The sequence below is a fragment of the Haloarcula sp. H-GB4 genome, assembly GCF_030848575.1.
Taxonomy (GTDB): domain Archaea; phylum Halobacteriota; class Halobacteria; order Halobacteriales; family Haloarculaceae; genus Haloarcula.
This window is the reverse complement of sequence record NZ_JAVDDX010000002.1, coordinates 107,620-133,859: the sequence shown is the minus strand read 5'-3', so window position 1 is coordinate 133,859 and position 26,240 is coordinate 107,620. Positions and strand designations below refer to the sequence as shown.

At 62.0% G+C, this 26,240-nt stretch carries 32 protein-coding genes and 1 tRNA gene; 21 read left to right on the top strand and 12 right to left on the bottom strand.

Features of this window, described 5'->3' with window-relative positions:
* Positions 1–34 precede the first annotated feature (34 nt).
* The 11 genes from RBH20_RS09070 to RBH20_RS09020 all read left to right on the top strand — a co-directional run bounded on the left by RBH20_RS09070 (position 35) and on the right by RBH20_RS09020 (position 9,100).
* Entirely contained in the window at positions 35–1,015 is a 981-nt protein-coding gene (locus RBH20_RS09070; protein WP_306707796.1) for a class I SAM-dependent methyltransferase family protein, read from the top strand.
* A gap of 46 nt (positions 1,016–1,061) precedes the next feature.
* The gene (locus tag RBH20_RS09065) at positions 1,062–1,313 is read left to right on the top strand and encodes a hypothetical protein (protein ID WP_005538345.1); all 252 of its coding nucleotides are present in this window, start codon (positions 1,062–1,064) and stop codon (positions 1,311–1,313) included.
* Positions 1,314–1,374: 61 nt separating this feature from the next.
* Complete coding sequence (locus RBH20_RS09060) at positions 1,375–2,922, top strand: DASS family sodium-coupled anion symporter (protein WP_306707794.1); 1,548 nt, start codon at positions 1,375–1,377, stop codon at positions 2,920–2,922.
* Between the two features lie 143 nt (positions 2,923–3,065).
* Complete coding sequence (locus RBH20_RS09055) at positions 3,066–4,376, top strand: amino acid ABC transporter substrate-binding protein (protein ID WP_005538348.1); 1,311 nt, start codon at positions 3,066–3,068, stop codon at positions 4,374–4,376.
* Between the two features lie 5 nt (positions 4,377–4,381).
* Positions 4,382–5,269, top strand: coding sequence for a branched-chain amino acid ABC transporter permease (locus RBH20_RS09050; protein WP_306707792.1), 888 nt, complete (start codon positions 4,382–4,384; stop codon positions 5,267–5,269).
* Complete coding sequence (locus RBH20_RS09045) at positions 5,266–6,330, top strand: branched-chain amino acid ABC transporter permease (protein ID WP_306707790.1); 1,065 nt, start codon at positions 5,266–5,268, stop codon at positions 6,328–6,330. The genes RBH20_RS09050 and RBH20_RS09045 overlap by 4 nt, the downstream gene beginning before the upstream one ends.
* Entirely contained in the window at positions 6,323–7,108 is a 786-nt protein-coding gene (locus RBH20_RS09040; RefSeq protein ID WP_306707789.1) for an ABC transporter ATP-binding protein, read from the top strand. The genes RBH20_RS09045 and RBH20_RS09040 overlap by 8 nt, the downstream gene beginning before the upstream one ends.
* Positions 7,109–7,110: 2 nt before the next feature.
* On the top strand, positions 7,111–7,860 hold the full coding sequence (locus RBH20_RS09035; RefSeq protein ID WP_306707787.1) for an ABC transporter ATP-binding protein: 750 nt from the start codon (positions 7,111–7,113) through the stop codon (positions 7,858–7,860).
* A gap of 3 nt (positions 7,861–7,863) precedes the next feature.
* On the top strand, positions 7,864–8,277 hold the full coding sequence (locus RBH20_RS09030; protein WP_005538357.1) for a universal stress protein: 414 nt from the start codon (positions 7,864–7,866) through the stop codon (positions 8,275–8,277).
* Positions 8,278–8,355: 78 nt separating this feature from the next.
* A tRNA-Thr gene (locus tag RBH20_RS09025) sits at positions 8,356–8,429 on the top strand.
* Between the two features lie 365 nt (positions 8,430–8,794).
* Positions 8,795–9,100: a hypothetical protein gene (locus RBH20_RS09020; protein ID WP_306707784.1), complete on the top strand. Its 306-nt coding sequence runs from the start codon at positions 8,795–8,797 to the stop codon at positions 9,098–9,100.
* 51 nt (positions 9,101–9,151) lie between these two features.
* Here RBH20_RS09020 and RBH20_RS09015 read toward each other — a convergent pair whose 3' ends face one another.
* The 4 genes from RBH20_RS09015 to RBH20_RS09000 form a co-directional block, all read right to left on the bottom strand.
* Entirely contained in the window at positions 9,152–10,192 is a 1,041-nt protein-coding gene (locus RBH20_RS09015; protein ID WP_306707782.1) for an NAD(P)-dependent alcohol dehydrogenase, read from the bottom strand.
* A gap of 165 nt (positions 10,193–10,357) precedes the next feature.
* On the bottom strand, positions 10,358–10,993 hold the full coding sequence (locus RBH20_RS09010; protein ID WP_306707780.1) for a PGF-CTERM sorting domain-containing protein: 636 nt from the start codon (positions 10,991–10,993) through the stop codon (positions 10,358–10,360).
* 54 nt (positions 10,994–11,047) lie between these two features.
* A complete protein-coding gene (locus RBH20_RS09005; protein ID WP_306707779.1) occupies positions 11,048–11,290 on the bottom strand; it encodes a flagella cluster protein in 243 nt (80 codons plus the stop codon).
* Between the two features lie 42 nt (positions 11,291–11,332).
* Positions 11,333–12,196 (bottom strand): heme-copper oxidase subunit III, encoded by an 864-nt coding sequence (locus tag RBH20_RS09000; protein ID WP_306707777.1) that lies wholly within the window; start codon positions 12,194–12,196, stop codon positions 11,333–11,335.
* A gap of 166 nt (positions 12,197–12,362) precedes the next feature.
* Between RBH20_RS09000 and RBH20_RS08995 the strand changes: the two genes are divergently transcribed.
* The 3 genes from RBH20_RS08995 (at position 12,363) to RBH20_RS08985 (ending at position 14,380) form a co-directional block, all read left to right on the top strand.
* Complete coding sequence (locus RBH20_RS08995) at positions 12,363–13,709, top strand: hypothetical protein (RefSeq protein ID WP_306710406.1); 1,347 nt, start codon at positions 12,363–12,365, stop codon at positions 13,707–13,709.
* Positions 13,706–14,017, top strand: a complete 312-nt coding sequence (locus RBH20_RS08990) for a C2H2-type zinc finger protein (protein ID WP_306707775.1) — start codon at positions 13,706–13,708, stop codon at positions 14,015–14,017. Before RBH20_RS08995 ends, RBH20_RS08990 begins: the two co-directional genes overlap by 4 nt.
* Before the next feature lie 78 nt (positions 14,018–14,095).
* Positions 14,096–14,380 carry a DNA-directed RNA polymerase subunit L gene (locus RBH20_RS08985; RefSeq protein WP_306707773.1) on the top strand — a complete coding sequence of 95 codons (285 nt, stop codon included), beginning with the start codon at positions 14,096–14,098 and terminating at the stop codon, positions 14,378–14,380.
* A 3-nt stretch (positions 14,381–14,383) separates the two neighbouring features.
* On the opposite strand, the gene RBH20_RS08980 is transcribed toward RBH20_RS08985, so the two are convergent.
* Positions 14,384–15,232 (bottom strand): hypothetical protein, encoded by an 849-nt coding sequence (locus RBH20_RS08980; RefSeq protein ID WP_306707771.1) that lies wholly within the window; start codon positions 15,230–15,232, stop codon positions 14,384–14,386.
* A 293-nt stretch (positions 15,233–15,525) separates the two neighbouring features.
* Positions 15,526–16,341, bottom strand: coding sequence for an imidazole glycerol phosphate synthase subunit HisF (gene hisF / locus RBH20_RS08975; RefSeq protein WP_306707769.1), 816 nt, complete (start codon positions 16,339–16,341; stop codon positions 15,526–15,528).
* A gap of 117 nt (positions 16,342–16,458) precedes the next feature.
* Between hisF and RBH20_RS08970 the strand changes: the two genes are divergently transcribed.
* From RBH20_RS08970 to RBH20_RS08960, 3 genes are all read left to right on the top strand, one after another.
* Positions 16,459–16,650, top strand: coding sequence for a hypothetical protein (locus RBH20_RS08970; RefSeq protein ID WP_004591771.1), 192 nt, complete (start codon positions 16,459–16,461; stop codon positions 16,648–16,650).
* Between the two features lie 93 nt (positions 16,651–16,743).
* Positions 16,744–17,955: an FIST signal transduction protein gene (locus RBH20_RS08965; protein WP_306707766.1), complete on the top strand. Its 1,212-nt coding sequence runs from the start codon at positions 16,744–16,746 to the stop codon at positions 17,953–17,955.
* Positions 17,956–17,958: 3 nt separating this feature from the next.
* Positions 17,959–19,176: a HAMP domain-containing sensor histidine kinase gene (locus tag RBH20_RS08960; RefSeq protein ID WP_306707764.1), complete on the top strand. Its 1,218-nt coding sequence runs from the start codon at positions 17,959–17,961 to the stop codon at positions 19,174–19,176.
* Here RBH20_RS08960 and purL read toward each other — a convergent pair whose 3' ends face one another.
* A complete protein-coding gene (purL, locus tag RBH20_RS08955) occupies positions 19,177–21,342 on the bottom strand; it encodes a phosphoribosylformylglycinamidine synthase subunit PurL (protein ID WP_306707762.1) in 2,166 nt (721 codons plus the stop codon).
* 333 nt (positions 21,343–21,675) lie between these two features.
* Between purL and RBH20_RS08950 the strand changes: the two genes are divergently transcribed.
* Positions 21,676–22,041 (top strand): hypothetical protein, encoded by a 366-nt coding sequence (locus RBH20_RS08950; RefSeq protein WP_306707760.1) that lies wholly within the window; start codon positions 21,676–21,678, stop codon positions 22,039–22,041.
* Between the two features lie 23 nt (positions 22,042–22,064).
* Here RBH20_RS08950 and RBH20_RS08945 read toward each other — a convergent pair whose 3' ends face one another.
* Complete coding sequence (locus tag RBH20_RS08945) at positions 22,065–22,403, bottom strand: hypothetical protein (RefSeq protein WP_306707758.1); 339 nt, start codon at positions 22,401–22,403, stop codon at positions 22,065–22,067.
* 312 nt (positions 22,404–22,715) lie between these two features.
* A complete protein-coding gene (locus RBH20_RS08940) occupies positions 22,716–23,252 on the bottom strand; it encodes a hypothetical protein (protein ID WP_306707756.1) in 537 nt (178 codons plus the stop codon).
* 89 nt (positions 23,253–23,341) lie between these two features.
* Here RBH20_RS08940 and RBH20_RS08935 point away from each other — a divergent pair, with 89 nt between their 5' ends.
* Positions 23,342–23,575: a DUF2249 domain-containing protein gene (locus RBH20_RS08935; RefSeq protein WP_306707754.1), complete on the top strand. Its 234-nt coding sequence runs from the start codon at positions 23,342–23,344 to the stop codon at positions 23,573–23,575.
* Positions 23,572–23,889 carry a cupin domain-containing protein gene (locus RBH20_RS08930; protein WP_306707752.1) on the top strand — a complete coding sequence of 106 codons (318 nt, stop codon included), beginning with the start codon at positions 23,572–23,574 and terminating at the stop codon, positions 23,887–23,889. Before RBH20_RS08935 ends, RBH20_RS08930 begins: the two co-directional genes overlap by 4 nt.
* 2 nt (positions 23,890–23,891) lie before the next feature.
* On the opposite strand, the gene RBH20_RS08925 is transcribed toward RBH20_RS08930, so the two are convergent.
* Both RBH20_RS08925 and RBH20_RS08920 read right to left on the bottom strand, forming a co-directional pair.
* Positions 23,892–24,164, bottom strand: a complete 273-nt coding sequence (locus RBH20_RS08925) for a glutamyl-tRNA reductase (RefSeq protein ID WP_306707750.1) — start codon at positions 24,162–24,164, stop codon at positions 23,892–23,894.
* On the bottom strand, positions 24,161–24,523 hold the full coding sequence (locus RBH20_RS08920) for a DUF2249 domain-containing protein (protein ID WP_306707748.1): 363 nt from the start codon (positions 24,521–24,523) through the stop codon (positions 24,161–24,163). Before RBH20_RS08920 ends, RBH20_RS08925 begins: the two co-directional genes overlap by 4 nt.
* Before the next feature lie 11 nt (positions 24,524–24,534).
* Here RBH20_RS08920 and RBH20_RS08915 point away from each other — a divergent pair, with 11 nt between their 5' ends.
* Positions 24,535–25,848 carry a hypothetical protein gene (locus RBH20_RS08915; protein ID WP_306707746.1) on the top strand — a complete coding sequence of 438 codons (1,314 nt, stop codon included), beginning with the start codon at positions 24,535–24,537 and terminating at the stop codon, positions 25,846–25,848.
* A 1-nt stretch (position 25,849) separates the two neighbouring features.
* On the opposite strand, the gene RBH20_RS08910 is transcribed toward RBH20_RS08915, so the two are convergent.
* On the bottom strand, positions 25,850–26,143 hold the full coding sequence (locus RBH20_RS08910; RefSeq protein ID WP_306707744.1) for a hypothetical protein: 294 nt from the start codon (positions 26,141–26,143) through the stop codon (positions 25,850–25,852).
* Positions 26,144–26,240: the final 97 nt, after the last annotated feature.

The window sequence follows — 26,240 nt, the reverse complement described above, 5'->3', positions numbered from 1 at the left end:
TCAGGCTTACCGCCCGTGGTCGGGGAGGGGGAGTATGGGCGTTCCCTGCGTTCGCGTTCCCCGCGAGGCCGGCGAAGAGACGCGCCAGCGCCTCGCCGAGGCAAACCTTGTCGACGACGGTTACGATATCACAGTCGCCGACGGGCAGCTGTACGTTCCTGTCACCGACCCCACGGCGGTGCCGTCGGACCTCACCGTCGTGGAGGCAGACCCGCCGGTCCGCGAGGGCCAGACGATGCCGGCGGACGGACTCGACTTCGACCCAAGCTATGAGCGCATCGGCGACGTCGCGATTGTCGACGAAGACGACGACGAGCGGGCCCGGATGATCGCCGATGCGATCATGGATTCGGACCTGCCCGTGCGAGCGGTGTTGAATCGCGCATCGAAGATCAAAGGCGAACAGCGGGTTCGCGACTGGGACGTACTCGCTGGTGGCGGAACAGAAGTCACCCACCGGGAGTACGGTTGCACGTTCGACCTTGACCTCGCAGAAGTGTACTTCTCGCCGCGTCTGGCGACGGAACGCCATCGCGTTACCGAGCAGGTCAGCGAGGGCGAGCAGACCTTCGATATGTTCGCTGGTGTTGGCCCGTTCGCGATTCCATTCGCCAAGCGCGGGGCAACCTGCGTTGGGACCGACATCAACGAGACAGCGATCGAGTACCTCCGAGCAAATGCGGAGCGGAACGGCGTCGCTGACCGCGTGACCAGTATCTGTGGTGACGTCCGTGAGGTTGCCAGCGAGTATGAGGGCTGGGCTGACCGCATCGTCATGAACCTTCCTCATAGCGCCGATGAATTTCTGGAGACCGCTGTCCACTTGGCAGCCGATGAGTGCGTTCTTCATTACTACGATATCCAGCACGAGGACGACCTGTTCGGACCCGGCGAGCGAGCGATACGGGCGGCTGCGGAGTCAGCCTACGACGTGACGGTCAAAACGCGACACACTGTCCGGTCGTATGCCCCGAAGGAACACAACGTCGTTCTCGACGTTCGACTGACGCGCTGAAACGAACAATTATGTCCACTCGTCTGATGGTGAGGAATAGTAGCAGATGGAGGTGAGCGAGGATGACGACATCGGCATCCACGACATCTCGCCGACAGCGTGGCGTCTCCTCCGTGTCGCGGCGGGGTTTGGCCAGCGAGAGGTTGAGGTGGAAATCGACGACATCATGCAGGCTCACATCTCAATGCTAGAGAACAACAACCGGAGTCTTTCGGAGCAACGACTCGAAGTGTTGTTCGAACTGTACCGCTCGGAGCTGACCACCGAGCAGGTGCGTGTGCTGGTTTCGAACTTCTAACCATGACCAAACCGACAGTCGATGGACGCCGAGACGCGGCAGCTGACCAGCGGGGCCGGCCATGACCTGGTCGGGTCGAACGCACCCGCGACGGACGGCAGCGGCGATTGCCGTCGCCCTCGTCTCGACAGCCGCGATAGCCGCAGCCCCAACACCAACTGGCCTTGATATCGCCGCACAATACGCGCTGGCGACGATGGCCTTCGCGGCAACTCTGTGGGTGACGGACGCTCTGCCGCTCCCGGTGACGGCGTTGCTGATACCGGTGTTACTGACAGTGTTCGGTATCTACACCGAGATGGAGGCCGCGCTCTCGGGCTTTGCCGACCCACTCATCTACCTGTTTGTGGCAGGATTCATGCTTGCGAAGGCGCTCCAGACACACAATATCGACCGCCGCATCGCCCTGCGCCTCATTAGCTGGATGGGGCGCTCACCACGATTGCTCATTCTGGCAATCATGGTCGCGACAGCCTTTCTCTCGATGTGGGTATCGAATACGGCAACAACGGCGATGATGACGCCTGTCGCGCTGGGCGTTCTTGCCGAGGTCGTCGGCCGAGATGTGCCCGATGGCGAGGCATCGAATATGCGAATCGCGACCTTGCTCGGAACGGCCTACGCGGCGAGCGTCGGCGGAGTTGGGACCCTTATCGGGACGCCGCCAAACGTGGTCGCCGTGGCGTTTCTCGACAGACTCATCGGCGTCGAGATATCGTTCGTGCAGTGGCTGGCCATCGGACTTCCAATCGTCGTGTTGACCCTCCCGCTGACGTGGTATGTCCTGACGTTCTGGCTGTACCCCCCGGAAGTCGATGACGTGAGCGGTGCGAAGGCACAGGCGAAAGCATATCTTGAGGAAGAGGGACCACTGTCGGCGAGTGGTCGACGAGCGGCGTACATCTTCGCAGCCACAGCGGGCCTGTGGATTCTCGGTGGGCTCGGATTCCTGTTCGAAGGAATTCTCCCCAAACCAGTGTTTGTGACGCTGTTTGGCGGTGCGGGCGAGACTATATTCGGTCTGACAGGCCATCGTGGCGTCCTGTACCTCGTGGTGGTCGGGCTGCTCGCAATCCCAGCACTCGTCCTGTCGGGGGCTGACGACTGGGAGAATCTGGTCGACATCGACTGGGGGACTATCATCCTGTTCGGTGGCGGCATCTCGCTGGCGGACGCGCTGGCTGAGACTGAGGCGACGACGTGGCTGGCACGGACTGTCTTCGACACACTGGTGGGCGCACCGCTGGCCCTCGTCGTGCTCGCTGTCGTCATCTTCACCGTGCTGGTGACGGAACTGTCCTCGAACACGGCGACGACGACGATACTCGCACCGATCCTCATCGGCCTCGGTAGTGTGCTTGCTGGAACGCTCGGCGTCGAACCGATACAGGCCGCTATCACGCTGACGGTTACCGGGGCTATCGCGGCGAGTTTCGCGTTCGCACTCCCAGTCGCGACTCCGCCGAACGCCATCGTCTTCGGGAGCGGCCACCTAGAGCAACGAGATATGATACGGGCCGGTGTCGTGCTGAACATCCTGATGACGCTCGTATTGACAGGGCTCGTTCTCGTTTCCTTCGCAGTCTTCTGGCCGCACATACTCTGGTAGGCCGCTTTTCGGTGTAGCTCGTTCTGAAAGAGTACTTGTACGTACACGCCTCCGTCCGCCACAGTATCCTTAACATTTAATAGGGTATGTCACAACGGGACGTACAGGCCGTGTATCATTGATACACGGGCGTAAAACGACCTATGACTGGAAAACAAGACCGACGCGCGTTTCTGAAGGTGGCAGGAAGCACAGGTGTTCTCGGACTGACGGGGCTCGCTGGCTGTTCCGGTAACGGTGGCGACGGTAGTAGTGACGGGGGCGATGGAAGTGGTGGCGGTGACGGTGGCTCTACCGGGGAAAGCGGTAGTGGAACGAACGTCATCACCCTTGGCGGGTCGATGAGTCTCACGGGAGACAACGCCGACCTCGGGCAGTTGTACAAGGACGCCTACGAACTGACCATCCAGCGCATCAACGAGTCCGGTGGCATCGAGGCTGGCGACGGCAACACGTACGAACTGGATATGGTGCTCCGTGACGACGGGACCGACGCTTCCCAGTCGAAGTCGATCTATCAGGAACTCATCGACCGCGAGGGGATCGACTACCTGCTCGGGCCGTACTCCAGTACGGTCACCCTGCCCGCGAGCGCCGTGGCCGCACAGAACCAGAAGCCGATGGTCGAGGGCGGTGGTGCGAGCCCGGAGATTTTCGCACAGGGTAACGAGTGGATTTTCGGCCTCCTGCCGACGGCGAACAAGTACGCCAAGAGCTACATCGATATGTGCCTCGCGCAGGACTCGGCACCTGAGTCTATCGCGATTCTTGCCGAGGACGGCACGTTCAGCCAGTCGACCGCGGAGGGCGCACGTAACAAGATCAGCAACACAGATCTAGAACTGGTCGTCGACCAGACGTTCCCGTCGGATACGTCTGACCTCTCGACGAACCTTGGCAGGGTTCGGGACAGTGGCGCAGATATCCTCCTGTTGTGTGCCCACCAGAAGCACAACATCATCCTGGCCAACCAGATGGAGAGTCAGGACGTCAACGTCGATGCGGCGATGGGAACCGTCGGGAGCCTCAACGACTCGTTCAAGGATGAGGCCGGCGCGAACGGCGACTATATGTACGGGCCATCCTCGTGGGCAGTCAACGCGGACTTCGACGACCCGGTGTTCGGCAAAACCGGCGACTTCGTCTCCGGCATCGAGGAGAACTACGACTACACGCCGGACTACCACAGTGCGGCTGGCGAGGCGGTCATCCTCACCTTCATGAACGCCTTCCAGAACGTCGACGAACTCAACCCGACGGCGGTCCGGGACCACATCCGCCAGACCGAGTTCTCGACAGTGTACGGCACCGTCGCCTTCGATGACAGCGGCGTCATCGACAAGAACATGCTGGTCTACCAGTGGCAGCCTGAGTCCGACCTTCAGATAGTGTACCCGGACAACGTGGCGCAGTCTGATCCGGTGTACCCGATGCCTGGCTGGAGCGAGCGCTGAGAGCGATGGCTGCCACCCAATTCGTCGTCAACGGCCTGCTGGTCGGTGCGCTGTTCGCAGGCGTGGCGGTCGGATTCGCGCTCATCTGGGGGGTCGTCGACATCATCAACCTCGCCCATGGCGAAATGGTGATGCTCGGTGGCTACACCTCTTACTGGGTGCTGACGCTGGTCACCGGGAATGCGGAGGGGTCGCCGCTCCTGTTCCTGGCGACCATCCCGGTTGCCATCGCCGTGCTGTTCGGAATCGGGTACGCGCTCCAGCGGATACTGGTTTCACGAGTCATCGGGACTGACATCTTCCTCACGTTGCTGGTGACCTTCGGCGCGAGCATCGCCATCCAGCAGCTGGCGATACAGGCGTGGTCGGCGAACCCGCGATCGATTCAGGTGAGCTTTGCGGACCCGTCGATGAACCTCGCTGGCATTGTCGTCCCGAAGATGAAACTCGTTGCCTTCGCCGGCGCACTCGTCCTCACTGCACTCCTGTACGTGTTCCTCCAGAAGACACGGACTGGACGAGCGATACGGGCCGTCTCACAGAACCCCGAGGCCGCGGCGCTAGTCGGCATCGACGTCGAACACACCCGAGCGGTGACTTTCGGCGTCTCCTCGGCTATCGCCGGCGGTATCGGCGCGTTCATCGCCGTCATCTTGAACATCCAGCCACAGATGGGACTCATCTACACGCTCAAGAGCTTCGTCATCGTCGTCTTCGGCGGTGTTGGAAGTATCCCCGGCGCGCTCATCGGCGGGCTCTTGCTGGGTTCCGTTGAGGAACTGGTCGCAGGGTTCATCTCCTCGCAGTGGACACTCGCCGTGACGTTCACTGCGCTCATCGTGTTGCTCGTCGTCAAACCCAATGGTCTGTTCGGACAGGGGGCTGAACAATGAGCACGAGCGACGAGGAGTCTCGGGGCGTCCTCCGGTCGGTCCTTCCGCCCGAACAGGTCGACCGGTTCCTCAGTACATGTGACGCCTACGGCTGGCAACTGCTGGCCGTCAGCACGCTCGCCGCGGCCGCGTTGCCGCTACTGGGGCTGGAGGCTGGCTATCGGATGACCGTCTTCACCGAGATGTTCCTGTTTGCCATCTTGGCGCTGTCCTGGGACCTCGTCGGCGGACAGACCGGCTATCCGAGCTTTGGGAACATGGCGTTTTTCGGTATTGGGGCGTACGCGACAGCGATTCTAACAAAAGACTTCGCGCTCTCGTTCCCGGTCGCGTTCCTTCTAGCCGGCCTGCTGGCGGTGACCTTCGCGGCCGTCATCGGCGTCATCGTCCTCAGGCTCCGCGGGCACTACTTCGCTATCGCTACGCTCGGCGTCTTGCTGGCCGCGCAGCAGATCTCCCGGAACCTCGATATCACCGGCGGGGCCAGCGGAAAAATTCTGCTCCAGACGCCGTCGGGTGAGACCTTCTACTACCTCTTCCTGGGGGTTCTCGTCGTCGAGATGGCGCTCGTGTACTACCTCTCGGGGACGCGCTTTGGCTTCGTCCTGAACGCCATCCGCGATGACGAGGAGAAGGCCACGGCGATGGGGTTCAACACCACCTACTACAAGACGGCCGCGTGGATGCTGGCCGGCCTGTTCACAGGCTTTGCCGGCGCCGCGTACAGCCTGTTCAACACGTTCATCGACCCCCAGACGGCCTACAACGGCGCGTGGAACGTAGAACTGATCGCGATGGCGCTGCTGGGGGGGTCCGGCACTGTCGCCGGCCCCGTCATCGGCGCGTTCGGCCTCCACACCATCATCGAACTCGTGGAGACGTACGCGGTCGGGTTGCAGCTCGTTCTGCTCGGTGGGGCTGTCATCATCACGGTCATTGGCTTCCCCAATGGTGTCGTCGGAACGCTCAGCGAATACGCGAGCCAGATGGACTACTACAAACACGGCGGCATGGCCGCCACAGACACTGACGACGGCTCGGAGGTGAGTGCCGATGAGTAAGGCAACGAGCGGCCCGGCACCCGACACGGACAGCGGTCGTGCGGTGCTGCGGACGGACGGCGTCACGAAGCGCTTCGGCGGCCTGACCGCCGTCGACGACGTGGACATCGCGATCCACAGTGGCGAAATCGTCGGCCTCATCGGGCCGAACGGGGCCGGCAAGTCCACGCTGTTCAACTGTATCACCGGGACACTAACGCCCGACGAGGGGCGGGTCTATCTCCAAGGCGAGGACGTGACGGACTGGCCCGAACACAAGATCGCGCGGGCCGGCCTGGGCCGGATGTTCCAAGAGACCCGTATCTTCGGAGACATGACCGTCCGGAAAAACTTGCTGCTTGCGGCCCAGGAGGGTGGCGCTGACGTCTCCAGCCTCATGCGTCGCCCGGACAGTTCCCTGCTCGCCCGCACGGACGAACTGCTGGACTACGTCGACCTCGGTGGACTCGCGGAGACCCGCGCTGGCCGGATGAGTTTCGGCCAGCAGAAGCTGCTTGAGTTCGCGATGGAACTGATGTCGGAACCCGAAATCCTGCTGATGGACGAGCCAGCCGGCGGCATCAACCCCTCCATGCTGGGGAATCTCATCGACTACATCCGCAACGCCAACGAGGAGCAGGAGTCGACCATCTTCCTCATTGAACACAACATGGACTTCGTCATGGATATCGCCGACCGCATCTACGTTCTGGCCCACGGCGAACGCATCGCCGAGGGAACGCCAGAAGAGATACAGAACGACCAGCGCGTGCTCGACGCGTACCTCGGGAGGGAGTGAGTATGGCATCCACACCAGACGCCACGAACGAACCGACCGAGGACCCGGTGCTCCGGATGGAGAACGTCACGGCCGGCTACGGCAACACCACGGTGTTACATGACGTGAGCATCGCCGTCGAGGACGGACAGGTCGCCTGTCTCATCGGCCCGAACGGCTCCGGGAAGTCCACGCTGATGAAGAGCATCTACGGCTTTGCGGACGTCCAGACCGGGGCGGTGTCGTTCCGCGGTGAGGACATCACCGGCCGGTCGCCCCAGCAGAACCTCGCCAATGGAATGAGCTACGTCCTGCAGGACGCCAGCGTCTTCCCTGGGATGAGCGTTCACGAGAATATGCTGATGGGCGGCTACGTGTTCAACGACGACGACCGCGCCGCCGCCCGCGCCGATGAACTGTACGAGGAGTTCCCGGTACTCGCCGACCTCCGGAGCCAGTCGGCCGGCACCCTCTCGGGTGGCCAGCGCCGTCTGCTGGAACTGGCCCGCGCGCTGATGGTCGAACCGGACGTGATGATGCTCGACGAGCCGTCCATCGGCCTCGAACCGCGGTTTATTGACGACGTGTTCGAGCGCATCGAACAACTCAACGACCTCGGAACCACCATCCTGCTCGTCGAACAGAACGCCGAGAAAGGGCTCTCTATCGCCGACCGCGGCTTCGTGCTTGCAAGTGGCGAAATCAAGTTCACCGGCACGGGGACCGAACTGCTTAACGACGAGGAAGTCGGACGCTTGTATCTAGGAGGGTAAAATATGTACACGATACTTGTCCCCGTCGACGCCGATGAGGACCGCGCCCGCGGCCAGGCCGCTTTCGTCTCGGAGCTACCGGCTGCTGAAACCGAGATCGAGGCTGTGATCACGCACGCATTGACCAAAGAAGAGGCGGAAGCGCCCGAGGAGATACGCAACGTCGAGCGGATCTCGACAGTCAGACTCGTTCGCGACTACCTCGAAGACCACGACGTCGATGTCCAACTAGCCGAGGGGCAGCAGCCGCCAGCGGACGGCATCATCGAGCTGGCCGACGAGTTCGATGCCGACCAGATCGTCATGGGGTCGCGAAAGCGGTCGCCGACCGGCAAGGCCGTGTTCGGGAGCGTGTCCCAGCAGGTCCTGCTTGAGGCGGACGACCCGGTCACCGTCGTCGGGTCCCGAGAGGAGTGAGAACGTTCCTCTCGGTGGCCCCGATTCGCAATCCTTATTGCGGTTATGCGTCCAACAACTGATGTACGCGAGCGACGCGCCGGTGTAGCTCAGACTGGCAGAGCGAATCCTTCGTAAGGATTAGGCCGAGGGTTCAAATCCCTCCACCGGCTTTCTGCGAGGAACAAACGTGACGAGCGAAAGCTTCTGAGGGATTTGAACTAGGGAAGAGCTTTGCTCCGACCGTGGTTCACAATCCTCCACCGGCTTCCGCTCTCCAGTGCCGTTCTGACGAGTATGTCTCATGCCGAAGACGGTCTGTCAGCAGCCATAGTCCTGCGTCGCTGGTCTGGCGGTGTCCCGCGAGCCGGGTAAAAACGACCCTCGTCAGTGAGGCGATACGGCGACGGGCTTCTGGGTAGGATTTCCGTCTGTAAACGATGATCACACAGTATAGACTGCCGGCGTGTACTGCTGTGTGCCCGGGAGAGCGGTCCAACGGACACACGTACGGGCAGTCAGACGGAGCGTGGTTCTGATGGATTTCAGAAACGCCTGGCACCGCACCACCGACGAAGAGGTCTGTTGCATCGCTTGCGGTGAAACGGTTGCCCGGTCGGATGCCCGAGAATACGACAAGTATGGCAACCGCTGGGACCGCGACGACAAGTCCTTCGAGTATCTGTGCAAGCCCTGCTATCGGGAGTACTGTCACTTCGGCCGGACCGGGCTGGAAGACCGACTCGAAGCGGCCGGTGCCGGGACTGTGAGCCGAGACGTGTTTCTTAGACGCTATCACGATCTAGCTGACGAAGCGGAACAGACTCGCGCCGACGGGCGGTGAGCCGGAAGAGGAGTGTTCTATCCGGCGATACGACACCGCAACACAGGACGTTCAGGGCGTGATGACTGCTCGCCCGTCGATCTCCCGGTCTTCCAGCATCTGTGCGACGGTGTTCACCTCGCCGAGGTCGTACTGGGTCGTGTGGAGGTCGACCGCGCCACGGTCGACGAGCGCGACCAGTTCCTGTAGTTCAGTGTACTGACCGACGATGTTGCCCTGATAGGCGAATTCACCGTTGACGAGCGCCTGAGCAGGTTCGTGGATGTGGCCGCCGTAGCCGATGATGTGGTGGTCGCCACCCGCAGCACAGATGTCGGGCGCGAGCGCCGTCGTTTCGTCGGCTCCGACGAAGTCAAGCACTTGCGCGGCACCGACACCGTCGCTGATGGCTTCGACCTCACTGGCGACATCCTCGCTTTCGGGGTCAATGGTGGAGTGTGCGCCGAGGTCGTCGGCGAGGTCGCGGGCGGACTGCTTGATGTCGACGGCGACGAGGTCGGCGGCACACATGGCGTCGAGACACTGGAGGCCGATGTGACCGAGGCCGCCGATGCCGATGACCACAGCGGTGTCGCCCGGGTTGAGCCCGTCGACAGCCTTCTTCGCCGCGTGGTAGGCCGTGATGCCGGCGTCGGCGTGTGGCGCGATGTCGGCCGGGTCGACGCCCTCGGGTAATGGAATGACCGACCGGTCGCTGGTCCGTAACTGGTCCGCGAAGCCGCCGTCAGTTGTCAGCCCGTTGAACGCGTCGTTCTCGCAGTACATCGTCTCACCCTGACGGCACGGTCGGCAGGTGCCACAGGTCTGGACTGGATGACAGATGACCTGGTCGCCTTCCGAGACTATGTCGACATCGTTGCCCGTCTCAACAACTGTACCGGCGTTCTCGTGGCCCAGTGTCATCGGGAGGTCCTGCGGGACGTACTGTTCCCACATTCCCTCGATGATATGATTGTCAGTCTGGCACCAGCCGGCCCCTTCGACCTCAACGATAACATCGTCCCCGGATGCGACCTGCGGCGCATCTACCTCGTCTATTGAGAGCCCGTTCGACATATCGTGCGTGTACTCGTGGAGTCTGGCTGCGCGCATCGTCCTGTGTCCGGACGAAACGGCAATAAACACACATTATAAAATAGTAAATATATTAGCGACATCGCTCGTGTCACTGTCTGGAAGAGTAATAGCTACCCAGCCAGCGTCTGTGGACGCTGAATTCGGGTACAAAAAACAGTGTGTGGTGACGCTTGCAGCTACTTAGTCCCGACTGGCCAGCAGTGCGGCCCCAAGCAGTGCCACGACGGCGACGGGAATCCCCATTCCGGGACCGAAGGCCGACGACGGTGCAGGGCTGGTCGCGCGGATCGGTTCGTCGACCGGTTCGTCAGCAGCGTACTCCCAGACGGCGGTCTCGTTCTGAACGATATCAGCGTTCGAAGACGAGATATCGGCAGGCATCGTCACCTGGTACTCGACCGCGACGCCGTTGCCGAAGGCCACGTCAGTGTCCTCGTTCGCAGTGACGAACGTCCGGTCTTCGTACGTGACGTTGCCCTCGCTCGCGTTGACCGATACGTCGCTTTCTGGGCCGGGGTTCCAGTCCGCGAACGTCATCGAGAGTGTAACGTTCTCGCCTTCCAGCTCTTGCTCGTACGTGTAGTTCGACATTCGACTGGTGTTCACGTCAGCCAGGAGATATCCTTCGACCGAGTCATAGCCCTCCTGCTGGGCCTGATTCTGCAGGCCGTCGTACACCGATGGGGACATTTCAAGGGTCAGGTCGTACTCCGAAACAGCGCCGTCGGCGGTCACTGTTGAGTCAACCGTTGCTGTCACACAGCCGGAGAGAACAACCAGAGCAGCAAGACCGATGGCAGGGACAATCCGATGCATACCTCACCGAATCGGATGGGGTGGCATAAGCCTTGTTACCGGGGTCGATACGACTCAATGTGTCAGGACCAGTAGTTGGTCGTCTGTCCGAACCAGACAGAATGGCGATCCGGGGTCTCCAAAGGTGTTTGTCCGTTTGTCGCTGATAAAGAGCGTCTCGAATTCGTTGCCACAGGCCGGACAGGCGAACCCCTTCCGGTTCGACAGCGTCATCGTCCCGCGGTCGTCTTTCAGCAGCTTGAGCCCGTGTCGGTACTCGTGTACGTCGAAGCTCCCGCTGACGTCTAGCTGGTCCATGCGTGTGAAACGAGCGGCGGCTGTGTAAAACTCGTCGGCGGCCTACACCAGATTCGCGCCCATGTAGAGCACGACGACGAGGAAAATCCAGACGATGTCGACGAAGTGCCAGTACATCGATGCCGTCGAGACGGAGGTGTGCCGTTCAGCCGAGTACTGACCGTAGTACGCGCGGGTGAAGACAATACCCAGAAGCACGGCACCCATCGTGACGTGGAGGCCGTGAAGCCCCGTCAGGCCGTAGAACGCGGAGCCGTAGATGCCGCCACCGACCGTGAAGCCCTCATGGACGATGAACTCGTAGTACTCGTACACCTGCCCGCCGATAAAGACGATTCCCAGCAGTAGCGTCGCGCCAAGGAGCTTCACGAACCGGCTCCGGTTCCCGTTGCGGAGTGCGATGTGGCTGTAGTGCAGCGTCACCGAACTGGCAACCAGAATCAGCGTGTTGATGATTACGAGTGAGCCGAACACCTCAGGAACGGCCGCCTGTGTCCAGACCTCGCCGCCACGCACGATGAAGTAGTAGACGAAGCCAGCGCCGAAGGTAGCGATTTCGCTCCCGAGGAACAGGAGCATCGCGAACTTCAGCGTCTTGTCCGAGTGGTAGTCCGTCCCGCGCTCCCAGAAGTCCGAGACGAAGGCGTGGTACAGCCAGCCGTAGATGCCGACGAGGAAGAGGCCGACGCTCCCGGCCATTGCTCCCGCCCCGACAGTCTGGCTGACAAGTGCGTTCTCGCCCATCGAGAGCACGAGCAGGGCCGCGCTGACGTAGATGCCCGAACCACCGATCGCCGTCACAAAGGGCCACCAGCTGGCCTCGCCGAACCCGTGGGGCCAGTCCTCCGTCGCCGGGAGGTGGTGTTCCCCGTGCCCGTCGTCCGCGTGTTCATCGGAGACACTCATACTAGGGCCCTTGCGAACGGAATACTAAAAGCCCATCCAATTCCCTGCGGAGTGTGCCGCCGCCAGCCCGGTCCGACGGGTGACTCGCCGACATCCCGGAAGCTACACGGGGGCGAAGACCCAACTGCCGACGATGACATCTGGGAGGCGTCGTACGGTCGCGCTGGTGGTGTGTGGGCTGGGCTGGCTGGCCGCGTCGGGGACGGCGAGCGCACACGGCGGCAGTCTCGCCGGTGGCGGCCGCGAATCGCTGACGATACCGACGTGGCTCTTCCTGAGTACCGGTGGTGCGGCCGTCGGCGCGTCGTTCCTGCTGGCGTCGTTCGTCACCGACCGGACGTTCGTGGAGCGTATCCACGACTGGGGCCGTCCGCTGTCGGGCGGTTTCGAAGGCATCCTGCGGCGCGCTGGGCAACTCATCGGGCTCGCCGGACTCGCCGCGGTGTTCGTCGTCGGCTTCCTCGGACCGACGAACGCCCGAACGAACCTCGCGATACTGCTCGTCTGGGTCGGCTGGTGGGCCGGGCTGGCGATGACGACATACCTCGTGGGTAACAGCTGGGCAACGCTCAATCCGTTCAAGACCCTTGCCCGACTCTTCCCGGCACTTGACCGTCCGTACCCAGACCGCGTCGGGTCGTGGCCCGCCGTCGGCGGCCTGCTCGTGCTGGTGTGGCTGGAAGTCGTCAGCCCGCTCGCCGACCAGCCGCGCCTGCTCGCGTCGGTCGTCGCCGGATACACCGTGCTGACGCTTGCGGGCGCGCTCGTGTTCGGTCCCGATGACTGGTTTGCTCACGCTGACCCGGTTGAACGGGTGTTCCGCTACTACGGCCGCTTTGCGCCCATCGGCCGCGACGAGAACGGGCTCCGACTTCGGCTCCCCGGCATGGACCTCTCGACGCCGCGGCTGGTCGACGGTCCTGATGAGGTGGCGTTCGTGGTCGCATTGCTGTGGGTTACGACCTACGACGGGCTGGTCACGACGCCGGCCTGGCGCGACCTGACGACGCCGATCGTCGACGCCGGTGTCCCGCCGCACCTCCTGTATCCGGTCGCGCTCGCCGTCGGCTTCGCCGGCTTCCTCGGCGTGTATCGACTCGCAGTCCGGCTCTCCCGCGATATGTCGGAGACGTATCTGGCCCCGGCGGTTCTCGCACAGCGGTTCGCGCCGCCGCTCGTCGCTATCGCCGTCGGCTACCACTTCGCGCACTACCTCGGGTACTTCCTCGTACTCGCACCGTCGCTGGCCGTTGCGCTCGCGTCGCCCTTTGCGGACCCGGCAGTAGTGCCGACCATTGACCTGCCGGCGTGGTTCGGTGCGGTCGCGCTCGCGTCGGTCATCATTGGCCACCTAGTCGCAATCTGGGTGGCCCACGCCGCCGCGTACGACCTGTTTCCCGCGCGACTGCAGGCGATTCGGTCGCAGTACCCCTTCATCGCGGTTATGGTGTTCTACACGATGACGAGCCTCTGGGTCGTCTCCCAGCCGGAGGTGGCACTCCCACATCTATGACTGACACAGCAACCCAACCAGCGGCTGATACGGCAGCGACACGTACCGACGACGACGCAGCCTACGATGTCCCGGCCGACGCCACGGCCTACAGCTGTTCGTACTGCGGCCGGCCGCTCGCCCGCGAGTCCTGGCTCGCGCTCCACCGCGGCCTGGCCCACCCCAACGAACTCGACGACGAGGAGGTCGAAGCCTTCCGGGCGGCCCACGACGAGGAAGAAGAGTCGCTTTCGACGTTCCGACTCCAGGCACTGGGCGCACTCGTGCTCATCTACTTTGGCTTCCTGATGGTGTACGCACTCGTGTAGCGCCTGGTCTCACGGTGTCACCGACACAACGGACGGGAAGCGAAGCGTTGATGGGTCGCAGGTGACCAAACAGTGGGTATGGACCTTCGCGTTATCGACAAATCCGACACGGAACTCTCTATCGAAATCGCTGGTGAGGACCACACGTTCATGAACGTCATCAAGGGAGCGCTACTGGAGACGGAGGGCGTCACGGCGGCGACCTACGACGTGAACCCGGAACAGTCCGGTGGCCAGACGGACCCGGTCCTGACCATCAAGACCGAGGAGGGCGTTGACGCGCTCGAGGCCCTCGAAGACGGGACCAACGCCGTTATCGAGAAGACTGACAGTTTCACTGACGCGTTCGAAGCCGCCGCGTAACTTCTAACAGAGCACGTACGTGACGAACACACGTTCGTCCGGACCGACGTGGATATCGAGGCCAATCAGTCCGGTGTCTGCTCGCTGGATTCTGTTGCCCCGTTCGAGGTAGCTATCGACGAGCGCGGTCGCCAGCGCCGTCTCGTTCTGGAACTGGTCGAGTGACTGTGGCGTTCGGTCGTAGGCCACTTCATAGCTGACCACAACTGGGCGCTCACAGGGGAGAGAGAACCGAGAAACGCCCTCCCGCGTGGGCCGCTCCGCATTGTCGTACCTCGCATCGACACGGCCCTTGTTGTAGTAGGCTGCAGCGTCGTCGACGGTCGCGTTCCGTGAGACCGTCCCGCCGCCGACGCCCGACCGCCGGACGTTGTACACGTCGATGTAGGTGTCTTCGACATCGGCGATCGAGAGCGAGTTGACGGTGTCGCCGCTTCCAGCGGGGGACGCAATCGGCGGTGGGCCGGCAGGGGTTTCGGCGGCGAAGCCGGGCAGCGTGATACCGCCCACAGCAGCGAGCACGATAAGCCCGAGCAACACCGCCACAGCGGCGTAGCCGACTACGTACTTCGTCTCAAGCACATCCAGCCAGCCGGTCTGTATGTCATCGAGCGGATCGTCTTCCGGTGGCCCCATCCGCCGCTCGAAGTTACTCCCACCACAGCGTTTGCAGGGCGGGGAGTTCTTCTGGTGCTGGCGACCGCAGTCCAGACAGACCCATCTGGGCCCGCCCTCGACGACCTCTTCGTTGACCTGCGTCACGGCCTCCTCGAAGGAACCGTGGCCGCAATTGTCACATGGCGGGTCGTTCTCCTCGTGGGGTTTGCCACACCATTCACACCGCCATTTCATTGTTGATTCTCCGTGTTGGGCAAATAAAACCTGCCCGATGCCTGGCCACAGTGCTGCGGTTCTCCGGCGGTGTTCCTCCACGGTCGCTCGGTCAGTTGACTCGTCGGGGACTGTCTATCCCGTTGACAGGTGCTGCCAGTGACTGAAAGAGATGTGCCCGCCACCGAGAACGGATATCGAACGCCGAGACGCGGAGAAAACCGAGGCCATCCGGGGCGCCGAGAAAACTGCGTCATACAAAGAAATAGACAGGTACGGGTATTTACTATTTCGACCCTAAGTCGGAGACGGCGTTACAGTCGGACTGGAATCCCCTTGCTGTCGAGATACTCTTTGGTCTCGGCGATGGAGTACTCGCCGAAGTGGAAGATGGAGGCGGCGAGACCGGCGTCTGCGCCGGCGTCAACGAACACTTCCTCCATGTCCGCCGGGCTACCACAGCCCGAGGAAGCGATGACCGGTGTCGAGACGGTGTCACAGACGGCCTGCATCAGCGGGATGTCGTACCCGTCTTTCGTTCCGTCGGCGTCAATAGAGTTGACGAACAGTTCACCGGCACCGCGCTCTTCGGCCTCTGTGGCCCACTCGATGACATCCAGTCCGGTTCCCTCGCGACCACCCTTGACGGTGCATTCGAACCAACAGGACTCGCCGTCGACCTCGGTGTAGTGCTCGCCCTCCGAATCGAAGCGACGGCGGGCATCGACGGAGATGACGATACACTGGCTCCCGAAGGCTGCCGCGCCCTCGTTGATGAGGTCAGGTTCGGCGATAGCGCCGGAGTTGATGGATACCTTGTCCGCACCGGCCCGAAGCGTTTCTTTAATATCGGCACGGGTACGGATACCGCCGCCGACGGTCAGCGGGATGAACACCTCGTCGGCCACGGCCGAAACAGTATCGAGCATCGTCTCACGCCCCTCAGCGGAGGCGGTGATATCCAGAAAGACGAACTCGTCGGCGCCGGATTCGTTGTAGGCCTTGGCCATCTCCACCGGGTCGCCGGTGTACTCCAGATCCTCGAAGTTGACTCCCGTGTACACCGCCGCGTCCCCGTTCTCGTCCACGTCCACGTCGATACAGGGGATGATCCGTTTCGTGAGCGTCATTCGATACCTGTGGGTTCGACGCAACGCCGTTTGACCGTTTCGACTGGTGCAAGTGTCTGGTTGAGTACGCAGTGATAATCCGACAGCTACACGTAGGACGCCCCGGAAAGACCGGCTATGGCAGACGACCACCACGAGGAGGACCGGCCGGATTACGACCCTGAACACGTCGAACTGCCCGCGCGAGAACCGCCGCTTCGGTCGACGGCCCCACAGAGCCCGTTCACGATGTCTCAAGTCGGGACAGGGCTCGGCGTACTGCTGGTCGGACTGGTGCTTACCTTCGGCATCGCGCTGGCGCTTGCCTGATCAGGTTGACATGACCACGGCGGCCGGCATGAATATCATATCTGATACTTCTGGGGAGAGTATATAGGTTTCCACGCTAACAACTGTTGTACTATGCCGTCCCAGTCGGAGGTGAGTACGGTGGTCGCAACAGGAACGTCAGTGGCGACCGCTGGTCGGCGCGCTGGCCAAGAGGCGACCAGCACTGCTCGCGACCGACTGGACGCCGAGCGGGTGGATTTCTGTCAAGTGTTTGCTGGCTCAGGATTCGATGCTGAAGCCGTTCTGGCAGGCGTGAATGCGCTCGTTGACGACGAGACAGCCGTTGTCGGCTGTACGGCTGGCGGTACGTTCACCGAAGAGCGAGCGATGGACGCCGGCGTGGCAGTCACACTCGTTACCAGTGACTCGTTCCGGTTCGATACGGCCCTCGCCACTGGTCTCAGCGAGAACACCCGCGGGGCTGTCAGAGACGCTGTCCGATCGCTTCCCGAAAACATTGATCAACCATATCAGTCAGCGCTCGTGCTCCACGACGGGCTCGCAGGCGTCGGTGAACAGTTGTCGCTGTCGGTCCAGCGGCGGCTTGGCCCCTATGTCGAATTCGCAGGTGGGGCGGCGTCTGACGGTCTCCGAATGGAGTCGACACCAGTGTTTTGCGATGAGTCGGTTGTCGAGGACGCAGTCGTTCTCGTGCTCATCTCCGGCGAAAAGCGACCGGTAATTACCGTCAACCACGGTCACACCCCTATCTCAGAGCCGTGGGAGGTAACCGACGTTTCCGGAAACGTGGTGCACGAACTCAACGGTGAACCAGCGTTTGACGTGTGGAAAGACGCTGTTCGAGACCACGTTGCGGAGACAACAGGAATAACGGTCGATGATGTCCCAGTCGGTTCAGCGGAACTCAGGAAGCTCATGGTCGCATATCTGTTCGGCATCGACCAAGGCGAGAGCTACAAGATCCGCTGGCCCCGGACTGCGATTGAAGAGACTGGCGCACTGCAGTTCGCCGTCGATATTCCGGAGGGGACTGTCCTCCGTATAATGCATGGCAACAGAGCGGACCAGATCGCGTCCGCCAAGCAGGCTGCTGCAGACGCTGTTTCGCTGTGTGACGGTCATATCGCTGGCGCGTTCGTCTACGACTGTGCGTGCCGCCAAATTCTCTTCGACGACGCGTTTTCATCGGCTGTCGATGGGATTACATCGACCCTCTCGGCCCCAGTTGCTGGGTTCGAGACGTACGGGGAACTGTGTATGCAGGCTGGACAGCTCAGCGGCTTCCACAACACGACAACGGTGCTCTTTGCACTGCCGGAGTAACAGATGAATCGAACAGGGCTCGTTTCAAAGTTCGCTGAAACGGTTGGTATCGAAAAGGCATCGGCTATTGTCGACGACGCGATGGCTGACCTCGGTATTGGTGGCGAAATGGAGATAGACGGCACGGATGCACAGGACATCTGTGATATAATTCAACACGACAACGAGGGATATATCGCGCTCGTCGCGAGTGAACTCCGCGTACAGCTGGCGGCACAAGAACGGTTTGATGCGCTCCTGGGGAACATCCCTAATCCGGCTGTCGTCGTCGAGTTTGAGCAGCGAGAACCATACGTCAAGTCGATCAACGAAGCGTTCGCGGACTCGTTCGGCTATAACCGGACAGATGCAGTCGGAACAGCGCTTCGGGCACTCCTCGCGCCGCCTGGAGCCGACGCCGAAGTTATCAGGGCAGACTGGTGGGAACAGACCGGCCAGTCAGAGCAAGAGGTCAGACGGATGACTGCATCAGGGGAAGTCCGGACCTACCTGTTCCGGAGCACCATTGTCACTCATGACAGCAACCAGCTGGAAGGGTACGGCATATATACCGATATCACTGAACGAAAGCGCCGCGAACAACAGCTGAAACACCAGAACGAGCGCCTTGATGAGTTTGTCAGTATCGTCAGCCACGACCTTCGGAATCCGTTGAACGTCGCATCCGGCCGCACCCATCTCCTGCTCGATGACATCGAGGATACGGCTGTGCAGGAGGGGCTACAGGAGGTCGCTGCGGCACACGAGCGGATGGCACGGATTCTTGATGACACACTGACGCTCGCTCGGCAGGGACGGGTCGTTGGAGAGACCGCGAGCGTCTCCCTCGAAATCGTCGCAGCCGACGCATGGCAACAGGTGGAAACTGAGGAGGCAACGCTCACGGTCGAAACCGAATCGGTCATCGAGGCGGACTCAGAGCGCCTCCAGCAGCTATTCGAGAATCTTTACCGGAACGCCATCGAGCACGCCGGCGCGGAATGCACCGTTGTCGTTTCCGCGCCCGAGGCCCACGAGCAAAACGGGTTCTCCATCGCGGACGACGGCCCTGGCATTCCACCGGACGACCGTGCGCTGGTGTTCGAACACGGCTACTCAACGAACTCGGACGGGACAGGGTTCGGCCTGTCAATCGTTCAGAGCATCGCTGAAGCGCACGGCTGGTCGGTCACAGTCTCTGAGAGCGAAATGGGCGGTGCGCGGTTCGATGTCCGCTGGTAATCAGGCCAGTTCGTCTTCGATGACCGAGCGCAGGTCGGCGATGTCCGCAGCGTTGTACGCCAGCGTCTCGTCGTTGACCGTAATATCGAGTCCGCTCGAACCGTCTGCTTCGCCCAGTTCTGTCACCGGAGCCACGTCGTCGAAGGCCTCCCGGATCGCCGCCGGGTCGGTGGTCTCGAACACCACGCGGCCAGGTCGTTCGTTGAACAGGAGCCGGTTCGGAGTGCCACGTTCTGCCGTTTCAATTTCGACCGACGCGCCGGCGTCCTCGTGGACCATCTCAGCCAGCGTTACCGCGAGGCCACCATGGCTCACGTCGTGGCTCGCAAGCACGTGGTCGGCGTCGGCGACCTCGGCGATGGTTTCGATGACCTCTGTCGAGTCAGCTTGGAGAGCGGGGAAGCGGTCAGTACCCCCGAACTGCGCGGTGTACTCGGACCCGCCGAGTCGCGGATCAGTCTCACCTTCCAGTGCGGTGTCGCCAACGACGACGAGCGTGCCCTCGCCGGACAGCGACAGCGGCGGGGCGTCGTAGCCTTCCTTGACCCCGACCAGCGCGAGCGTAGGCGTCGGCGGAATCGGTCCGTCCTGTGAGTCGTTGTACAGTGAGACGTTGCCGCCGACGACCGGCACGTCGAGGTCGCTGCACATGTCCGCCAGGCCGTCGACAATGCCTTTGAAGCCGCCGTAGACGTCGGGCTTCTCGGGGTTGCCGCCGTTCAGACAGTCCACGGCCGCGTGGGGTGTCGCGCCCTTCGCGGCGACGTTCGTGGCGTTTTCCAGCGCGACGGCGCGTGCGCCTTCGTACGGCGCGGCGTCGGTCCAGTTGGGGTCCGCGCCGGCAGAGAACGCCAGTCCGGTCCCGGCCTCGCGGATGGCGAGCAGTGCGGCGTCGTCGCCGGGCAGAACGCTCGTTCGGACCTGCACCTCGTGGTCGTACTGGCGGTACACCCACCGCTTCGAGGCGCAGTTCGGGCTACCGACGACCTCCTCAAAGGCTTCCTCCAACTCGACCGCCGGCAGGTCCCGTTCTGGTTTCGGCGGCGCATCGCTGGGCAGGTCGTTCATCGGCGCACCGTCACCGAGGAACTCCGCGTCCACATCGACGACCGTCTCGCCCTCGAACGTGCAGACGTAGTTCGTGCCCGGCTCAGTGAGTTCACCGATAACCGAACAGCCGAGGTCGAACCGCTCAGCGAGTTCGGCCACGCGGTCGACGTCCTCGGGCGTGACCTCGTACACCATCCGTTCCTGGCTCTCGGCGAGCAGGTACTCCATGGCGTTCATGTTGGGCTCACGCTCGTGGACGTGGTCGAGTTCGATACGTGCGCCGAGGCCACCCTTGGCGACCAGTTCGGACGATGCGCCGCCGAGGCCAGCGGCCCCGAGGTCGCGGGCCGACTCGACGAGTTCCTCGTCCAGTAGCGCCTCGTTGCACTCGACGAGCAGCTTCTCCGAGTACGGGTCGCCAACCTGAACGGCCGGCCGGTCCTCCGTTTCGGCGTCCTCCGCGAGGTCCTCGCTGGCGAAGGACGCGCCGCCGAGCCCGTCCCGCCCCGTCGCGTTGCCGACGAGGACGAGCTTGTTGCCCGGCTCCTGGGCCTCGGCGGTGATGGTCCGCTCGGGCTCCAGCAGGCCGATACAGGAGACGTTCACCAGTGGGTTGCCCTCGTAGTCGTCGTGGAAGGCGACGCTCCCGGTGACAGTCGGGACGCCGATGCAGTTCCCGTAGTGGGAGATACCCTCGACGACGCCCTCGAAGAGATAGCGGGAGTGCTCCCGGTCGAAGTCACCGAAGTACAGACAGTCGGCCAGTGCGATGGGGTAGGCCCCCATCGACAGCGTGTCGCGGACGATACCGCCCACACCCGTCGCCGCCCCGTCAAACGGGTCGACGTAGGACGGGTGGTTGTGGGACTCGACGCCCATCGTGATGTACATCTCATCGCCGTCGCCGTGGGACGGCAGGGAGACGACGGCTGCATCGTCGCCGGGGCCGATGACGACCTGATCGCCTTCGGAGTCGAACGCCGACAGCAGGGGGCGAGAGGAGCGATACGCGCAGTGTTCGCTCCAGAGGTTCTCGAAGAGAGCGGCCTCCGCCCGTGTCGGCTCCCGACCGATCTCCTCGACCACGAGTTCGTGGTCCGCGTCGGACAGGCTCATTACCTCGTCGTGGCCGCCCACAAGATAAGTCCCTTTCCATGCACCCGCGTCGGCAGCACACGTACCCTCGCGTCGGCAACTCAGCGAATGGCGACCGTTGAGGCGTGCCTGTCCAACGACTCGACACCTACTCATAGTACCTGAGATTCACAGATGAATACGAGTGGCTACTGATTATCGCCCATGGGCTTCATTAGGCTACGATATGCCTTTGAGTGCCTATACGAAGGCTCCGACTCGATATCTTCGGAGGGATCACATCGAGATGTAGATTTCAAATACGATAACTGGTGCTCGGAGTATATATGACCGCTGACCATACCCCAATGCAGTATGGGTGCTGCCGATGGTGACTGGCTGACACTGGAAGGGAGTTCCTTCTCCGGCCGGTCCTTTTCCAGCGTGTGGGCGGTGGCGCTGGCGACCTACGGCGTCGGTGACGTGGTTACCACGATCGCCATCGTCTATTTCGTCCCGACGTTCACCGAGGCGAATCCCGCGATCCGGTGGGCGATCCAGTCGTTCGGCGGGGGCGGCTTCCTCGGCCTCAAACTCCTTGTTATCTACTGCTGTCTCGGCCTGAGCATCTGGGGCGGCGTGCTGGAGGAGGACCCGCTGCTCTACTACGGCCCGCCGGCGCTCCTGACAGTGCTGGGACTCGTCGTGACTGGATTCAACCTCAATCTACTGTTTTCCTGAGGACCCACTGTTTTGCTGCCGGATTATTCAACCGTCGTGTTGCTGGCGGTGGTCTCGTCCGATTGATTGTTAGCCGGCATCTCTGTTGGGGTTTCGGACAGGAGCGCACTCGGGGGTGGCGAGCCACTGCCGCCGCTTTCAGTCGGCGTTGCGTCAGCTCCGTCCGGTGTCTCTGTTGGTGTCGACTCTGTCGGACTTGGCGTCATCTCGGTGGCGGGCTGGTCGGGTGCCGAGTCGTTGTTGTCGGTAAGACCAAGCGTCCCAACGCCAGCACCGATGACGGCGAGTAAAACGAGAAGAACCAGTCCCAGAAACCGCTTGTTGTAGGTGCCGTCCGCATCCCGAAAGATGCCGCTGCTCATCTCAGCTCCGCCTCCAAGCAGTTGCGACGCCGCGCCGGAAGTAACCCGATATCATCTTCTTTTGACACGTTATTGCTTTTTGTTGTGGAGGGCTCTCCACTATCTCACCAAGCCACCGATATCCCACCCAGTCGGCTCAGTATACGATATGTCGCCCAGCAAACCGTATAATGGTTTTCATGTCCTCAACCGTCAAAATGGGCTGTTTATGCCCGCAGTATTGTGGCAGTGTGATTGCCCGGGTCGGCACACCTATTCAGTGATTGTATCGGCGTGAGTGCACAGAGAGCACTACTCCGAGACGGTCCACTGTCAGAACAGGGCGCTATCGTCGGACGATTCGTCTTCATCGTCAGGCCGGAGTTGCCCGGTTTGCCGGTACCGCGTTTCGAGTTGCTGGAGTTTGTCGTTAATACTGGTGCTCTGGTGGTGATCCGGGCTCACGCGGACACGGACAAGGTCGTACTCGTGGCGGTCCGCCAGCCCGTTCCAGGCGCGGAACGCGCCCACAGTCAGCGTGTCGCTCTGGGGGCAGAACTCTGTCGTCGGCGTGAACTCCGCCCTGAGAACACGATTATCGTCCGTTTCACGGCCGTAGCGGAAGCCAGCGTCAGGGTGCCGGTGGTCGAGATTTAGCCGTGCGAGGTTGTACCCGAACGTCATGTCGTACACGCCGCGCTCGTCGAACAGGTCCATCGTGAGACGGTGGAACGCGGCGTGATCGTCGCCGGTCAGTACCGCTGTTTCAGACAGGAACGGGCCGGGATCCGGGTTGTGTTCGGGAACGAACGTCCCGTAGCTATCGAACCCGACATCTGAGCCGCCACGGAGGCCGGAGAGAAAGCTCATATTGAACAAAACGGGCGGCGTACATCAGGACTTACTCCCGAACGTGTTCGGGGGAACCCCCTCCCCGACTCCCGGCAAACGTTCAGGTGATGCCAGCAACCACACTCGACCTACGCGAGACGCCGCCGCCGGAGCGACACTCGAAGATACATGACTCCTTTGAGGCGCTGTCCGCTGGGGAGACGCTTCGGATTATCAACGACCACGAGCCAAAGCCGCTGTTCTACGAGATGCAAGCCGAGGTTGAGACATTCGACGCGGCGAACTACCAGTGCGAGCAGGACGGCCCACAGAAGTACGTCGCCGACCTTCCGAAACAATGAGCGAATCGACAGCCGCAGAAACGGAACGAGCAACGCTCGACGGCGACGAGGACGGCCGGATGAGGGTGTTCGACGGGGAGCCAAAGACCATCCAGTTGACACTCGATGCGGGAGAGTCGATTCCGGCTCACAAGCATCCCGGTCGGGATATCGTGTTCCTCCTCCGGTCGGGCGCCGTGGATCTGACGCTCGGCGACGAGACGATGTCGCTCTCGCCGGGAGACATCGTTCGGTTTGAGGGTGACCAAGACATCTCCCCCGCCGCAACGGCGGACAGCGATGCACTGCTCGTTCTGGCGTCGTCGTCAGAATAGGCTCACTCGAACAGGGAGATCGCCGTTTCGATCCGCTCGTCGTCCGCACTCTTCGCCGCGTCCTGTAGACTTGCTTGGGGGACAGCGAGCAATCGGTCGACGAGCCGTTCGCTCAGCTCTTCAACCGCCAGCCGCTGGTCAGCCGTCAGTTCGCCGTCCTGCTGTAGCTGTGACAGCGTTCGTTCGAGTTGCTCCCGCTGAATCTTCGCTCCACGACTGTCGATCCGAGCGATCGCTTCTTCCACGTCGACAGGTGGCTCTGTGTTCCGACTCATCTGCGCCAGATGACTGTTACTGTCGCGTCCTCGGTCTCAACACTTTCGAAATCGTAGCCTCTGTCTTCGAGCTTCGGATAGAGGTGCTGCGGAGCACGGTCGTTGAACTGGACAAGGACAGTGTCGTCGTCCAAGTCCGCGAGCAACTCCAGCGTCTGCTTGAGCGGCTTCGGCGGCCCGAGCGACCGAACATCAAGCCGCTCCGTCGGTGTGTCATCGGGTGCATCCGTTTCCGAAACCAGGGCCGCGGTTTGCGCTGTTGGCTGGTGGTTCGACGTCATATATTCCTGTTCGGGTGTGAGCAGGCCGACTGTTTTCCCGAACATATTCGGCCACATTGCCAGCAGGGACAGGGTCATACTAGACGACAATGAGTGGAATACCTGCCGACGTGGACGCAGACGCCGCGCCGCCGATGACGATTCCGCTCCGTCATTTCGTTGTCGCGCTGGCGTTTCTAGTCGCCGGTGTCACTGTTGGCGTCGTTGAGGGGCGGGCCGGCCACCTCGCGCAGGTCCACCTCTTGCTTGCAGGGTGGGTCTGTCTCACCATCATGGGCGCACTGACACAGTTCGTTCCGGTCTGGTGTGGAATCGAACTCCACTCCCACCGCCTCGCTGCTGCGCAGTTACCACTCGCCGCGGTCGGGTTCGCGGGTCTGGCGGCTGCGTTCCTGACAGCGACTCCTGCTCTGTTACCAGTCGCTGGAGCGGTCGCGCTGATCGGTGTCTGGACCCTTTGTTACAATATCGGTCGGACGCTACTCGCTGCAGCGCTCGATGTCACGGCAATCCATTTCGGCTGGGCATTGGTGTTTTTTGCCCTCGTGACGGCCGCCGGAATGGTGCTGGCTCTGGACCACGCTGCCGGCATCCTCCCGCTGCTAGGAATCGGCCGACACCGACTCTTATTGGCACATGGGACGCTCGCCGTGTTCGGCGCGGTCTTGACGACTGTCGTGGGCGCACTGGCACAGCTCGCCCCGATGTTTACGCAGGCGGACACCGGTAGAATCGCCGCGGCGATGCAGCGGGCTGAAACGGCCGTCTATCCGCTCGGCGTTCTCACGCTGGCCAGCGGTCGTCTGGTCGGATCACCCATTCTGGCCCGACTCGGCGCAGTTCTCGTCGCTGCTGGTCTCGGCGTGGTGGCAGTGCTTCTGGCGCGACAGCTCGTCGGTGCGCGTGTCGAGTGGTCACCGATGCTGACCCGCTACAGCGTCGCGGCATCGTCGCTGTTTCTCTGGGCAGGGCTGACGATGGTTGCGTGGTGGAACGACCCGCTCGCCTACACTGGGCTGCTCGGTCAGCCGTCGACAGTGCTACTCGTCGGCGGTGTCGGCTTTGTTGTCTTCGGGACGCTGTATCACGTCGTCCCGTTCATCGTCTGGGTCCACCGGTACAGCGACCGTCTCGGCTTCGAGGACGTGCCGATGGTCGATGACCTGTACGACCACCGAATCGTGGCAATAGATGGTATGACACTGACAATTGCGTACGGCCTCCTCGTGAGCAATCAGTGGCTTGCGACGCCGGACGGCACGGCGCTGGTCGCTGGGATGCTCGCGTTCTTCGGGACCATACTGTTCGCGGGCAACCTCGTCGCTGTCCTCGTTGCGCATAGCCCACAATCACTGTCAACACTGCTGACCGGTCGTGAACGCACGCTCACCGAGGACTCGTGACTCAGGATTTCGTCGGCTGGTCAGTGTACACCGAGTAAGTCAGAATAGAGAACCCAGCAGCGGTAAACAGTTCCTCGACGGTGACGCTCTGTGTCACCGGCATCCCAACGAGCTGATGGAGACTGCCACCAAGTATTGCGCCGAGTGTGACGAACCCCATTCCGAAGCAGAGCGCCCGCATCGCCGGTGCCTGCGTGCGGCGGTATGCGCGGTAGGTCAACGTCGTCAGTATCACACCACAGAACAGCGTGACTGTCTTTATCCTGATTAACAACACTGCGTTCGCGCCAAGCATGGCTCTGATTGACACGTCGCGATAGATATACCGTCCGTAGCGTTTCCAGTCGGTGAGAATACCACTGACACGACGCTACACGGAAGCTGCCTCCTCC